At 61.1% G+C, this 13,577-nt stretch carries 14 protein-coding genes; 1 reads left to right on the forward strand and 13 read right to left on the reverse strand.

The window, feature by feature from the left end; translation table 11 throughout:
• Positions 1-338: 338 nt before the first annotated feature.
• From ACIPL2_RS34480 to ribBA, 5 genes are all read right to left on the reverse strand, one after another.
• The gene (locus ACIPL2_RS34480) at positions 339-1,493 is read right to left on the reverse strand and encodes an ABC transporter ATP-binding protein (RefSeq protein ID WP_401365140.1); all 1,155 of its coding nucleotides are present in this window, start codon (positions 1,491-1,493) and stop codon (positions 339-341) included.
• A gap of 17 nt (positions 1,494-1,510) precedes the next feature.
• Complete coding sequence (locus ACIPL2_RS34485; protein ID WP_401365143.1) at positions 1,511-2,320, reverse strand: ABC transporter permease; 810 nt, start codon at positions 2,318-2,320, stop codon at positions 1,511-1,513.
• Between the two features lie 6 nt (positions 2,321-2,326).
• Complete coding sequence (locus ACIPL2_RS34490; RefSeq protein WP_401365146.1) at positions 2,327-3,268, reverse strand: ABC transporter permease; 942 nt, start codon at positions 3,266-3,268, stop codon at positions 2,327-2,329.
• Positions 3,253-4,278, reverse strand: coding sequence for an ABC transporter substrate-binding protein (locus tag ACIPL2_RS34495; protein WP_401365150.1), 1,026 nt, complete (start codon positions 4,276-4,278; stop codon positions 3,253-3,255). Before ACIPL2_RS34495 ends, ACIPL2_RS34490 begins: the two co-directional genes overlap by 16 nt.
• A 305-nt stretch (positions 4,279-4,583) precedes the next feature.
• Positions 4,584-5,693 (reverse strand): bifunctional 3,4-dihydroxy-2-butanone-4-phosphate synthase/GTP cyclohydrolase II, encoded by a 1,110-nt coding sequence (gene ribBA / locus ACIPL2_RS34500; protein ID WP_401365153.1) that lies wholly within the window; start codon positions 5,691-5,693, stop codon positions 4,584-4,586.
• Positions 5,694-5,764: 71 nt separating this feature from the next.
• Between ribBA and ACIPL2_RS34505 the strand changes: the two genes are divergently transcribed.
• A complete protein-coding gene (locus ACIPL2_RS34505; protein ID WP_401365156.1) occupies positions 5,765-6,061 on the forward strand; it encodes a DUF1330 domain-containing protein in 297 nt (98 codons plus the stop codon).
• A gap of 290 nt (positions 6,062-6,351) precedes the next feature.
• On the opposite strand, the gene ACIPL2_RS34510 is transcribed toward ACIPL2_RS34505, so the two are convergent.
• From ACIPL2_RS34510 to ACIPL2_RS34545, 8 genes are all read right to left on the reverse strand, one after another.
• Positions 6,352-6,915, reverse strand: coding sequence for an NUDIX hydrolase (locus ACIPL2_RS34510; RefSeq protein ID WP_401365158.1), 564 nt, complete (start codon positions 6,913-6,915; stop codon positions 6,352-6,354).
• A 2-nt stretch (positions 6,916-6,917) separates the two neighbouring features.
• The gene (locus ACIPL2_RS34515) at positions 6,918-7,670 is read right to left on the reverse strand and encodes a GntR family transcriptional regulator (protein ID WP_059404763.1); all 753 of its coding nucleotides are present in this window, start codon (positions 7,668-7,670) and stop codon (positions 6,918-6,920) included.
• A gap of 88 nt (positions 7,671-7,758) precedes the next feature.
• Positions 7,759-8,148 carry a 4-carboxymuconolactone decarboxylase gene (gene pcaC / locus ACIPL2_RS34520; protein WP_401365162.1) on the reverse strand — a complete coding sequence of 130 codons (390 nt, stop codon included), beginning with the start codon at positions 8,146-8,148 and terminating at the stop codon, positions 7,759-7,761.
• 91 nt (positions 8,149-8,239) lie between these two features.
• Positions 8,240-9,697, reverse strand: coding sequence for an NAD-dependent succinate-semialdehyde dehydrogenase (locus ACIPL2_RS34525; RefSeq protein ID WP_401365165.1), 1,458 nt, complete (start codon positions 9,695-9,697; stop codon positions 8,240-8,242).
• Between the two features lie 138 nt (positions 9,698-9,835).
• Positions 9,836-10,321, reverse strand: a complete 486-nt coding sequence (locus ACIPL2_RS34530; RefSeq protein WP_401365167.1) for a flavin reductase family protein — start codon at positions 10,319-10,321, stop codon at positions 9,836-9,838.
• Between the two features lie 12 nt (positions 10,322-10,333).
• On the reverse strand, positions 10,334-11,815 hold the full coding sequence (locus ACIPL2_RS34535; RefSeq protein ID WP_401365170.1) for an aldehyde dehydrogenase: 1,482 nt from the start codon (positions 11,813-11,815) through the stop codon (positions 10,334-10,336).
• On the reverse strand, positions 11,812-12,645 hold the full coding sequence (locus tag ACIPL2_RS34540; protein WP_401365173.1) for an alpha/beta fold hydrolase: 834 nt from the start codon (positions 12,643-12,645) through the stop codon (positions 11,812-11,814). The genes ACIPL2_RS34535 and ACIPL2_RS34540 overlap by 4 nt, the downstream gene beginning before the upstream one ends.
• Positions 12,646-12,690: 45 nt before the next feature.
• On the reverse strand, positions 12,691-13,281 hold the full coding sequence (locus ACIPL2_RS34545) for an amino acid synthesis family protein (RefSeq protein ID WP_201112043.1): 591 nt from the start codon (positions 13,279-13,281) through the stop codon (positions 12,691-12,693).
• Positions 13,282-13,577: the final 296 nt, after the last annotated feature.

Below are 13,577 nucleotides of genomic sequence, written 5' to 3' on the forward strand. Positions count from 1 at the left end.
GGCATCCCTGCCGGGTTGCCCACTGCGCAGAACCTCCACTCGGCCTCACGATGGGGCGGTGCATCAAAATCAAAAGCACGGCGGCCTGCAGGCCGGCCTGATTGGGGGTACGAGTTCCCCTGTAGGAGCGAGCTTGCTCGCGAAGAACGTCAATGATGGCGCGTTTTAACAGGATAAACGCGGTGCCTGTGGTTCCATCGCGAGCAAGCTCGCTCCTACAGGGGATGCTGTAAGAGCGAAACCAATATCCGCCACAATCCACCAATAAAAAAGGCCGCCGCAACCCGACGTTGCGGCGACCACAGGGTGACACGGTAAAAAGCAGGCCCACCCGGCGATCAATGCGCCCCGGCAGCCTTGTTCAAATCACTTTCCGCCCATTGCGTATACACACAAGCATCAGCCGTCGCCCAGCGCACCTGCACCGGATCACCCGCCTTGAGTGGCATCCCCGCAGCAGACAGCGCCTTGACTGTCATCGATGTCCCCCCCGAGGTCACCACACTGCAGGTCTGGCTTTCGCCCAGAAACAGCACCTCGACAACCGTGGCCGAAACCTCATTCCAACCCGCTGCCTGCGGTTCCTGGATCGCTTGCTTGACACTCAATGCCTGGGCCTTTTCCGGACGCACCATCAGCAGCACATCCTGATCGATCTGTAACCCGGCCGTCAGTCGAATCGACAGCGATTGCCCCTCAAACAAAGCCACCGCATTCCCCTGCGCCTTGAGCTTGAGGAAGTTGGAGTTACCCAGGAACGAAGCCACAAACGCGTTCGGCGGATTCTGGTACAGGTCAAAACCGCTGCCCAAACCCACGATCTTGCCATGACTGAAAATCGCAATGCGTTGCGACAACCGCATGGCTTCTTCCTGATCGTGAGTCACGTAGACAATCGTGATCCCCAGGCGCCGATGCAACTGGCGCAGTTCGTCCTGCAAGTCTTCACGCAGTTTTTTATCGAGCGCACCCAGCGGTTCATCCATCAGCAAAATGCGTGGCTCATACACCAGCGCCCGGGCAATGGCGACACGCTGCTGCTGACCACCGGACAGTTGCGAAGGGCGGCGATGGGCGAACTGTTCCAGCTGCACCAGCTTGAGCATCGCATCGACCCGGCGCTCGCGTTCGGCGCTGGCCAGTTTGCGGATGGCCAAGGGGAACGCGATGTTGTCGCGCACCGACAGGTGCGGGAACAGCGAATAACGCTGGAACACCATGCCAATGTCGCGCTTGTGCGGCGGCACGTTGACCAGTGACTGGTCATTGACCAGGATCTCGCCGCTGCTCGGTGTTTCAAAACCGGCGAGCATCGACAACGTCGTACTTTTGCCCGAGCCACTGGAGCCGAGGAAGGTGAGGAATTCACCGTCCTTGATGTCCAGCGAAATGTTGTCCACGGCGGCAAAGTCACCGTAGTGCTTGTTCAGGTTGCGCAGGCTTACCAGGGGTTGGTCATTCTGCTGCGCGGAATCTTTGATCACTGCACTCATGTCGTACTCCTGGGCGCTCAGGCGCTGATTTCATTGCGCCGGCGAAGGGCGGCGGCGATCACCATGACCAATACCGAGAGGCCGATCAGCAGCGTCGAGGCGACGGCGATCACAGGCGTCAGGTCCTGGCGCAGGGTGGTCCACATTTTCACGGGAAGGGTTTGCAGGGTCGGGCTGGCCATCATCACGCTCAGCACCACTTCATCCCAGGACACCAGGAAGGCAAACAGGGCGCCGGCCACCATGCCCGGACGAATCGCCGGGAAGGTCACCTTGAACACCGCTTGCAGACGCGACGCGCCACAGATCACCGCGGCATCCTCGATCGACTGATCGAACAGCTTCAGCGAGTTGATGATCGAGATGATGGTGAACGGCAGCGCCACGATCACGTGGCTGACCACGAACGCAAACATGGTCCCGGTGTAGCCCAGTTTGAGAAACAGCGCATAGACCGCCACCGCAATGATCACCAGCGGCACGATCATCGGCAGAGTGAACAGGCCGTAGAGCATTTCCCGGCCCGGGAACCGTCCGCGCACCAGTGCAAACGCGGTGGGCAAACCCAGCGCCACGGCGAAGAACGTAGTCAACACCGCAACCTTGAGGCTGGCCACGGCTGCGTTCATCCAGTCGGCGTTGGAGAAAAACTGGCCGTACCATTTCAGCGTCCAGCCCGGTGGCGGGAACACCAGCCACTGGGAGGAGCCGAAGGACAGCAGCACGATGAACACGATCGGCAACAGCAGGAACAGCGCGATCAGCCCGGTCGTGAAGTACAAGCCGAAACGCAGGCGTCGGCTCATCGCATTGGGAGTCAGGAGCATGACGGCTTACCTCGCGTTGCTGGCGCCAACCGGGGATTCCGGCTGAAGCTTCAGGTAGAAGTAGAACAACACCAGCGTGATCACGATCAGCAACGCGGCGCCGGCGCTGGCCAGGCCCCAGTTGAGGAACGATTGCACCTGCTGAATGATGAACTCGGGCAGCATCATGTTCTGCGCACCGCCCAGCAATGCTGGCGTGACGTAGTACCCGAGCGACATCACGAACACCATCAGGCCACCGGAGAACAACCCCGGCCGGCACAACGGCAGGAACACCCGGAAGAAGTTGGTCCAGGGACTCGCGCCGCAGATCGAACCGGCCTGCAGGATCATCGGGTCGATGGCCTGCATGGTCGCCTGCAACGGCAGCACGATGAACGGGATCATGATGTAGCTCATGCCGATCACCACGCCGGTCAGGTTATGCACCATCTCCAGCGGCTGATCGATGATGCCCATCGCCATCAAGGCCTTGTTGATCACCCCGGAGGCTTGCAGCAATACCAACCAGGAATAGGTGCGGGCGAGGAGGCTGGTCCACATCGACAGCAGCACGATGTTGAGGATCCAGCGCCCCCAGCCTTTTGGCACCAGGGTAATCGCCCAGGCCAGTGGAAAGCCCAGCAGCAAGCTGAACAGTGTCACCAACCCGGCCACCGAAAAGGTGTTCAACAACACGCGGGCATACGCCGAGTTGGCGAACAGCTGCTCGTAGTTGCCCAGCCCCGGCACCGGTTCCAGCACACCGCGCAGCAACAGCCCGATCAACGGCGCGAGAAAGAACAGGCCGAGGAACAGCAAGGCGGGCAGCAGGTTACTCGCGCCACGCCAGCGCTGTGTCATGGAAGGGGTTTGCGTCATCACGGCCGCCTTGGCGGGAACCGCTCCGGCAACGCCAGCGGCGCTACTGGGCGGAGTGCTTACCGTCATTTTCATTTGACCAGCCATTCGTTCCACCGTGTCGCGATGGCCGGACCGTTCTTGGCCCAGTACGCGAAATCAAGAGTGATCTGATCCTTAGCGTAGGCAGTCGGCAGGTTAGGGGCCAGCACCGAATCAAGGCGCGCCACGCTGTCGACGTTGACCGGCGCATAGGCCGTCAGGTTGGAGAAGTCGGCCTGTCCTTTGGCGCTGCTGGCGTTGGCCAGGAACTTCATCGCCGCGTCCTTGTTTTTCGAGCCTTTTGGAATGACCAGGATGTCGGCCATCACCAGGTTCTGTTTCCAGCTCACACCCACCGGTGCGCCGTCTTCTTGCAAGGCGTGAATCCGGCCGTTCCAGAACTGACCCATGCTCGCTTCACCCGAGGCCAGCAACTGTTGCGACTGCGCGCCGCCGCCCCACCAGACGATGTCTTTCTTGATGGTGTCGAGTTTTTTGAAGGCCCGATCCAGGTCCAGCGGATAGAGCTTGTCTGCCGCTACGCCGTCCGCCAGCAGCGCCAGTTCGAGTACGCCTGGGCTCGGCCATTTGTAGAGGGCGCGTTTGCCGGGGAAGGTTTTGGTGTCGAACAGCGCGGACCAGTCCTGAGGCTTGCTGGCGCCGAGCTTGCCTTCGTTGTAGCCGAGGACGAAGGAGAAGAAGAACGAACCGACACCGTGATCGGAGACAAAGCGTGGGTCGATCTTGTCGCGCTGGATCACTTTGAAATCGAGGGGTTCGAGCAGACCTTCGGAGGCGGCGCGCAAGGCGAAGTCAGCTTCGACGTCGACCACGTCCCACTGCACGTTGCCGCTTTCGACCATGGCTTTGAGTTTGCCGTAGTCGGTAGGGCCATCCTGGACCACGGTGATGCCGCTGGCCTTGCTGAACGGGTCGGCCCAGGCCTGCTTCTGTGCATCCTGGGTGCTGCCGCCCCAACTGACGAAGTTGACGCTTTCAGCCGCCATTGCCACGTGACTGGCCGTGGCCAGTAAGCCTGCGAACAGTACTGCGGTTGCACGTTTGTTCAACACCATTTTCACGCCCTCATTGTTGTGTTTATGAGCGGGGCTTTCAGTGCCCGCCTATCGGGAGCAACAGGTCCTTCGAGTCATTCTGACTGTCCGGTCTATGGAATATCATATTATGGTATTCCAAACTTTGTGCAAGCATTTTGCCGTACCGGCTATCCGGCGAAAACGAGAATCCGAGGGTTTGATCCCGATCCCATGTGGGAGCGAGCCTGCTCGCGATGAGGGCGTGTCAGTCGACATCCATGCTGGCAGGAATGCCGCCATCGCGAGCAGGCTCGCTCCCACAGGAAGAAGTTTTCACCCAGGGATCATTCGGTGAAGGGAATGCTCTCCACCACCTCAAGGTCATACCCGGTCAGCCCGGCATATTTCAGTGGCGGGCCCAGGTGCCGCAGTTTGCCAACGCCAAGGTTTTGCAGGATCTGCGCGCCGGTGCCGACTTCCGAATAAATCCGCGACTGCGAGCGGCTGAATTGACGTGGCGCTTGAGTCAGTTGCGGCACGCGTTCCAGCAACGCCTGCGAAGATTCGTGATTGGCCAGCACCACCACCACGCCGCGACCTTCCTGGGCCACGCGCTGCAATGCCGCCCACAATGTCCAGTTGGTTGGGCCGCTGTATTCGGCACCCACCAGATCGCGCAGCGGATCGATCACATGCACGCGCACCAGCGTCGCTTCCTCGCGGCGCAAGTCACCCATGACCATTGCCATGTGGACACCGCCTTCGATGCGATCCTCAAAGGTGATCAGACGAAAGGTGCTATGCACGGTCGGCAATTCGCGTTCACCAATACGCACCACGGTGTGTTCAGTGCTGAGGCGGTAGTGGATCAGGTCGGCGATGGTGCCGATCTTGATCCCGTGCTTGCGCGCGAACACTTCCAGGTCCGGGCGGCGGGCCATGGTGCCGTCATCGTTCATCACTTCGACGATCACCGACGCCGGGGTGAAGCCGGCCAGGCGCGCCAGGTCGCAGCCGGCTTCGGTGTGACCGGCGCGGGTCAGCACGCCGCCTTCCTTGGCGCGCAGGGGGAAGATGTGGCCAGGTTGCACGAGGTCGGCGGGCCCGGCATCGACGGCAACGGCGGCTGCAACCGTACGAGCCCGGTCGGCGGCGGAGATGCCGGTGGTCACGCCGACGGCGGCCTCGATGGACACGGTAAACGCGGTGCTTAACACGCTGCCGTTGCTCGGTACCATTTGTTCCAGGCCGAGGCGTTGGCAGTGATCGTCGGTCAAGGTCAGGCAGATCAGGCCACGGGCCTCCCGGGCCATGAAGCTGATGGCCTCGGCCGTGCAGCAGTCGGCGGCGAGCAACAGGTCGCCTTCGTTTTCCCGATCTTCGTCGTCGACCAGAAGCACCATCTTGCCTTGCCGATAGTCGTCGATTATTTCTTCGATGCTGTTGAAGGCCATGTCAGGATTCTCAGTGTTGGGCGGAAATATTTTGTGGTATACCATAATACAAAATAAACCGAGAGGTCACTATGAAGGCGTACTGGATTGCTCATGTAGATGTCACCGACCCCGATCAATACAGCCAATACACCCAGCGTGCGCCGGTGGCGTTCGCCTTGTACGGCGGGCGGATATTGGCCCGGGGCGGGCGCAGCGAAGCACTGGAAGGCGGACCAACGCCACAACGCAACGTGGTGATTGAGTTTGATTCCTACGAGAAGGCGCTGGCCTGCTACCACTCGGAGGAGTATCAGGAGGCGAAGGGACACCGCGAGGGAGTGGCTCGGGCGCAGATCATCATTGTCGAGGGTGTGGCGCCGGTTTGAGTCGGGGCCAGTCTAATTGTGGGAGCTGGTTTGCCTGCGATGGCGGCCTGGTAGCCGACCAATCGCTTGCAGATGTACGCAGTCAAAATGTAGGAGCGAGCCTGCTCGTGATGAACCCACACGCGACGCGTTAAACCTGCTTAAACGCGTCATCGTTAACGTCCATCGCGAGCAGGCTCGCTCCCACATTTGAATGGGGGGACCGGCGAGAGAGTGGTTGGCTGTCAGGCCGCCTTCGCGGGCAAGCCTCGCTCCTACAAGGGATTGTGTGTACGCGCGCTTTTTACCACTCACCGAATAAAGTGAATCTTGCCGGTATCGTCGTTGCCAATGTAAATCCCATACACCCCAGCCTGCCGCTCCTCGATATACCGCTCAAGGATCTGCCGAATCGCCGGGTAGTAAATGCTCTCCCAGGGAATATCCTCAGGTGCGAAGAATTTATAGTCGAGCGTCTCCGGCCCAAACTGACCGGTAATCTCCAGCGCGATGGCGCGAAAGATGATGTACACCTCGCTGATCTTCGGCACGCTGAAAATCGAATACGGCGAGAGAATTTCCCCACGCACGCCACTCTCTTCCCACACTTCACGCAACGCCGCCTGCTCGGTGGTCTCGCCGGCTTCCATGAAGCCCGCCGGCAACGTCCAGGTACCAGGACGCGGCGGGATCGCGCGCTGACACAGCAAATACTTGCCGTCCTGCTCAATGATGCAGCCGGCAATGATCTTCGGGTTGATGTAATGGATGTAACCACAGCCACTGCACATCAGGCGCTCGTGCGTATCGCCCGGCGGTCGCTGAGACTTGAGGTCACTGCCGCCGCACTTCGGACAAAAGCTCGGGCTGAACATGTTCAGCGACCTATGCGCGGTTCTTTCAGCGCGATGGGCAGGGTGATCTGCGGGATCGCCCCGGTCTCTTCCTGCTTGCGCTTGAGGTATTCCAGGGCGACGGCCGCAGCGGCGCGCACGTGGTTGACGCAAGCCTGGTGGGCGGCGAGGGGATCGCCGCTCTTGATCGCTTCAACGATCAGCTCCATTTCCTGATTACTCGCGCCGCGACGGTTTTCCTGGGACACCGACGTCGCGCGCAAGTAGCTGATTCGCGCCTGCAACTGGCGCAATTGCAATGCCGCCACATGGTTGCCGGAACCTTCGAGCAGCACGTCATAAAACCCCTGGACCGAGTCGATGACTTGTTGCAACTCGCCATCCTTGAGGGCCTTGCGGTTGTCCTCGAGGGCTTTTTCCAGGGCCTTGATGTCCTTGGCCTTGGCGCGCAGGGTGAACAACTGCACGATCAAGCCTTCGAGCACGCAACGCAGCTCATAGATATCGACGGCGTCGGCCAGGGTAATGATGGCAACCCTTGGCCCCTTGGCGTCGGCGAATTCCACCAGGCCTTCGGATTCCAGGTGACGCAAGGCTTCACGGACCGACGTGCGGCTCACGCCCAGGCGATCGCACAGATCGCGTTCGACCAGACGGTCTCCCGGCAGAAGCTGGAAGTTCATGATGGCGCTTCGCAGTTTATCCAGCACGATTTCGCGCAGGGTAACGGGGTTGCGATTGACCTTGAAGCTGTCGTCGAGTGGCAGGCGTTTCATGGGGTCCGCTCTGAATGTGGCTGTCCATGCAAAAAGAGCACGTGGATCGCAAGAATCTTCGTGCCCGGTCAGATCAAACAGCCAAGGGTTAACTGGAGGCCTCGGCATCGGCTTCGGCGAACGCTTCACGGGCGAGCCGGAAACTGTCTACGGCAGCGGGGACACCGCAATAAATACCGACCTGAAGCAGAATTTCGCGTATTTGTTCACGACTCAGTCCGTTACGCAAGGCACCACGCACATGCAACTTGAGTTCGTGCGGCCGGTTGAGGGCCGAAATCATGGCCAAGTTTATCATGCTGCGTTCTTTAAGCGACAAACCCTCACGGCCCCAGACGTGGCCCCAGCAGTACTCGGTGACCATCTCCTGCAGCGGTCGGCTGAAGTCGTCGGCGTTTTCCATCGAGCGATTCACGTAGGCGTCGCCCAGCACCTGGGTGCGGATCTGCAAGCCTTTTTCGTACTTCTCGTTGCTCATTTCGATTGTCTCCGGTGGGGCTGTAGGCGCCAGGCTTGCCGGCGAAGGCGTTCTTCATGGCGCCTTCGCCGGCAAGCCTGGCTCCTACCGGTCATGTTCCGAGTCCACCCATCAGGGTGTATTTGAGTTCCAGGTAATCGTCGATGCCGTACTTGGAGCCTTCACGGCCCAGGCCGGAGGATTTGATTCCGCCAAACGGCGCGACTTCGGTGGAGATCAAGCCTTCGTTGATCCCGACCATGCCGTACTCCAGCGCCTCGCTCATGCGCCAGGCGCGACCGAGGTCGCGGGTGTAGCAATAAGCGGCGAGACCGAATTCAGTGTCGTTGGCCATCTGCACCGCTTCGGCTTCGGTGTCGAAGCGGAACACGGCGGCCAAAGGACCGAAGGTTTCTTCCTGGGCGACCTTCATCGCAGACGTCACGCCGGCCAGCACGGTGGGCTGGAAGAAGCCGTGGCCGAGGGCATGGCGTTCGCCGCCGCAGAGCAGTTGTGCGCCGTGGGCGAGGGCATCCTGCACATGGTCTTCAACCTTGGCGACGGCACGTTCGTTGATCAACGGGCCTTGATTGATACCCGCTTCGAAACCACTGCCGACCTTCAATTGCGCCACCCGTTCTGCCAGGCGCGCGACGAACGCATCGTGAATCCCCGCCTGCACCAGGAAGCGATTGACGCAGACACAGGTCTGCCCGGCGTTGCGGAATTTGGCGATCAACGCGCCTTCCACGGCACGCTCCAGATCGGCATCGTCGAAGACGATAAACGGCGCATTGCCTCCCAACTCCAGCGAGACTTTTTTCAGCGTCGGTGCGCACTGGGCCATCAGCAACTTGCCGATGGCCGTGGAGCCGGTGAACGATAGTTTGCGCACCAGCGGGCTGGCGGTCAGCTCGGCGCCGATGGCCACAGCGTCGCCGGTGATCACGTTGAAAATGCCCGGTGGAATCCCGGCCTGTTCCGCCAGCGCGGCCATTGCCAGCGCCGAAAACGGCGTTTCCGGCGCTGGTTTGACGATGCACGGACAGCCCGCGGCAAGTGCCGGGCCGGCCTTGCGGGTGATCATCGCCGCCGGGAAATTCCACGGGGTGATGGCCGCGACGACGCCGATCGGCTCCTTGCTGACCACGATGCGCGCATCGCCTTTATGGCTGGGAATGGTGTCGCCGTAGATGCGTTTGGCTTCTTCGGCGAACCACTCGATGAAGCTCGCCGCATAGAGGATTTCGCCCTTGGCTTCGGCCAGTGGCTTGCCTTGTTCGAGGGTGAGAATTTCTGCCAGGGCTTCGGCCTGCTCCAGCATCAGCGCGTGCCAACGCTTGAGTACATTGCTGCGTTCCTTGGCGGTCAATGCGCGCCACGCCGGCCAGGCGTTGTTGGCGGCTTCGATAGCCTGGCGGGCTTCGGAGGCGCCGAGGTTCGGCACCCGGCCGATCAACTCACCGGTGGCCGGATTGAAGATGTCCTGACTGGCGCCGTCCGGCGCCTCCAGCCACTGGCCATTGATATAGGCCTGCTGACGGAACAGTTGCGAGGCTGAAGGGCTCATGCCGGCTCCTGGAAAAAAGGGTGATTACCTGTAGGAGCCAGGCTTGCCGGCGAAGGCGGTGGGTCAGTCAATAGGAGGTCAACTGACACTCCGCCTTCGCCGGCAAGCCTGGCTCCTACAGGGTTTTATGTACAGCCATCAGGCCAGGACGGGCAGGGGGCCCAGCTTGCCTTTGTGGTAAATCATCGGCGTCACCGGTTGTTCGGGCAGAATCAGGTTTTTCACCGCGCCGACGATAATCGCGTGGTCACCGCCGTCGTATTCGCGCCACAGTTCACACTCGATGATCGCCGTGGCTTTTCGCAGCAACGGGTTGCCCAGTTCGCTCAAGTGCCAGTCGATACCGTTGGCCTTGTCTTTGCCTTTGCCGGCGAACGCATAGGCTTCGGCGGTCTGGTCGGCGGACAGCAGATGAATCGCAAACTGCTTGCTGTCCCGCAGGATCGGGTAGGTGTCAGAGGCGTAGTTGGGGCAGAACAGCACCAGTGCCGGATCAATCGACAACGCACTGAAAGCGCTGGCGGTAATGCCGACGATGCCGCCGTCCGGGTCCAGGGTGGTCACCACCGTGACCCCGGACGGGAACGAGCTCATGACGTCTTTGTAAATGCCGGGTTCAATCATTTCGAAAATCTCCTAGCGCATCACGAAGGGGTCAGGCATCGGTGCCTGGGAGAGATTGATCCACACCGTTTTCAGCTCGGTGTAGGCCAGCACCGAATCGATGCCGCTCTCGCGTCCATAGCCGCTGTTCTTGAAGCCGCCGATCGGCGCCATGGCCGATACGGCGCGGTAGGTGTTGACCCAGATGATCCCCGAACGCACGTCCCGCGCCAGGCGATGTGCCCGGCCCAGATCGCGGGTCCAGATGCCCGCGGCGAGGCCGAATTGTGAGTCGTTGGCGATCGCCAGGGCTTCGGCTTCATCCTTGAAACGGATGACCGAGGCCACCGGGCCGAAGACTTCTTCCTGCATGATCTTCATCGAGTTGCGGTCGCATTCGAACAAGGTCGGTTCGTAGAACCAGCCATCACCCAGATTCTGCGGACGCTTGCCGCCCAGGCGCAGGCGCGCACCTTCGGCGATGGCATCGGCGACCAGCCCTTCGACGACCGCCAGTTGCTGCGCGGTAGCCATCGGGCCCATTTCGCTGCTGTCTTCCTGCGGGTTGCCGATGCGGATGCGTTTGGCGCGCTCGACCAGGCGATCGACGAACTCCTCGTAGATTTCATCCTGCACCAGCAACCGCGAGCCGGAGACACAGCTCTGCCCGGACGCCGCGTAGATCCCGGCGATAGCGCCGTTGATCGCGCTGTCGAGGTCGGCGTCGGCGAAAATGATGTTCGGTGATTTGCCGCCGAGTTCCAGCGACAGCTTGGCGAAGTTTTCCGCGCTGCTGCGCACCACATGCCGCGCCGTCGCCGCACCGCCGGTGAAGGCAATCTTGCGGATCAGCGGGTGGCGGGTGAGGGCAGCACCGGTGCTTGGGCCATAACCGGTGACGACGTTGACCACGCCTGGCGGGATGCCGGCTTCGAGGGCCAGGCGTGCCAGCTCGAGAATGGTCGCGGAGGCGTGCTCCGACGGCTTGATGACGATGGTGTTGCCCGCCGCCAGTGCCGGGGCCAGTTTGATCGCCGTCAGGTACAGCGGGCTGTTCCAGGGAATGATCGCCGCCACCACGCCCATGGCTTCATGCACGGTGTAGGCAAACAGGTCGGGCTTGTCGAGGGGCAGGGTGCCGCCTTCGAGCTTGTCGGCCAGGCCTGCGGTGTAGTGGAAGAACTCAGGCAGATAGCTGACCTGGCCGCGGGTTTCGCGAATCAGCTTGCCGTTGTCGCGGCTTTCCAGCTGCGCCAGGTGTTCTTTGTTTTCAGCGATCAAATCGCCCAGGCGCCGTAGCAATTTTCCCCGGGCGGTGGCCGTGAGGCCGCGCCAGGCCGGGCTGTCGAAGGCGGTCTGCGCCGCCTGCACGGCGCGCTCGACGTCGGCTTCGTCGGCATCGGGCAGTTCCGCCCAGGCTTCGGCCAGGGCCGGGTTCAGGCTTTCGAAAGTCTTGCCGGAGAGGGCATCGACCCATTCACCGCCGATGCACATCTGGAAGCGTGCGAGTGTCATGCAACGATCCCCTTAATCTGGTTTTGTCGGGCGTTTGCCGTGTCGAGAAACTCCAGCAACAGCTGGTTGACCAGGCGCGGCGATTCTACGGGCATCATATGCCTCTGCTCGGCGAGCACGGCGACTGTCGCGCCGGGAATTCGCTCGGCCAATTGCTGGGCCATTTCCGGCGTCGAGCCCGGATCGAGCTCACCGGTGGCGACCAGCGTCGGCACCTGAATGTTGCCCAGATCGTCGGCGCGGTACATGTCCTGAGTGGCGAACAGCTCGTAAGTGGTCAGGTAGCCTTGCGGGTCATTACCGGCCAAGGTCTGGCGCAGGGCAGCAATCTGCGCCGGGTTGGCGGCCTGGTATTCGCGGCTGAACCAACGTGACAGCGCCGCTTCGGCGTTGGCATCCGGGCCGTGCTCGGCGGCCTGGGCGGTGCGGGCGATGACGCCGGCACGCTGTTCGGCGCTGCGATTGAATACGCTGTTGAGCACCACCAGACCTTGCAGGCGTTGCGGGTAATGCAAGGCAAACGCCCTGGCGACCAGGCCGCCCATGGAGAAACCGATCACGGTGGCCTGTGGCAGTTGCAAGTGGTCGAGCAATTCCAGCAACTGATCGGCATAACCGAGCAGGGGCGTGCCACTGTCCGGGCGTGGGCTGGCGCCATGGCCGAGCATGTCGTAGGCAATCACGCGGTATTTTGTGGCCAGGCCAACGACCTGACCGCCCCACATTTCTTTGTTCAGGCCCACGCCGTGGATCAAGACCACGGGCTGGCCTTGGCCGGTCGCCAGATAACTGGTGCCAGCCGGGGTGCGTTCAGCGGTGAGCCGAATCATGGAGCGCTCCTGCATGCCTTTTTGTTGTAGTTAGGCGGATCGGGATTACTGGGCCTTTTCGGCCGCCAGTTCTTCCAGATCGATGTAACGGTTGCCGATGCGTGGGTGCAGGCGGCCGCCATCGGCGCACCCCAGGACCACGACGATTTCGTCGGCGCGCGGTGCATCTTCGATCTGCATTTCGAGGGTGATGTAGTGCGAACGCAGGCCTTCGTCGTCCTTGTGCATCATCGGGATCTGGATCGACGTGCCAGGGCCGCCACGCTTGTTGGTAAAGCTCAGGTAGCTCTTGGCTTTGACCGCTTCGCGATAATGGTTGCCAAAGCGCAGGGTGTGGATGACGGCCGAGGCGTGTTCGATTTCGCCGTCGGCGCCCACTACTGCTGCCTTGCCGTACGCCTCGATCTTCTCGGCACCGCCGATGATGCCCACCAGACGCTCGACCATCAGCGCACCGAGGTCGGAGCAGTTGGCGCGGATTTCCGGTTTCAGGTCTTCGACAAAGCCGCGACCCAGCCAAGGGTTTTTCATCACCACGGCCAGCCCGACCATGGTCACGGGCGTATCGGTGGCCTTGCCGCCTTCGATAAAGGTTTCTTCGACGTAGCTGACGATCTTGCGGATTTCGAAACTCATGAGCTGCTCCGTAGGAGGTTTGGGTGTCTGTGCGTCTGATGGTATACCATAATACCGGATGCGCAAGTCCCTGAAATGAGTTTCTGGTCGGACGGTTTAAAAACAATTAAGCCATCACCCACCCTGTTGCAGATGGCGCAGGGTGTGTGATGGCTTAGGGGAAGGAGGGCAGGCAGCGAAATCGGTGAATGACCCCGCTCACCTAATGAAATGGCTACCCCCGCCGCCCCCTGTGATCGCCCACTAAGCTTTCACCGGGGGCTCATCGGAGACTGTTGCCATGAACAAAGTAGCTA

This window comes from Pseudomonas sp. NPDC086251 (assembly GCF_044746405.1).
Classification (GTDB): Bacteria; Pseudomonadota; Gammaproteobacteria; order Pseudomonadales; family Pseudomonadaceae; genus Aquipseudomonas.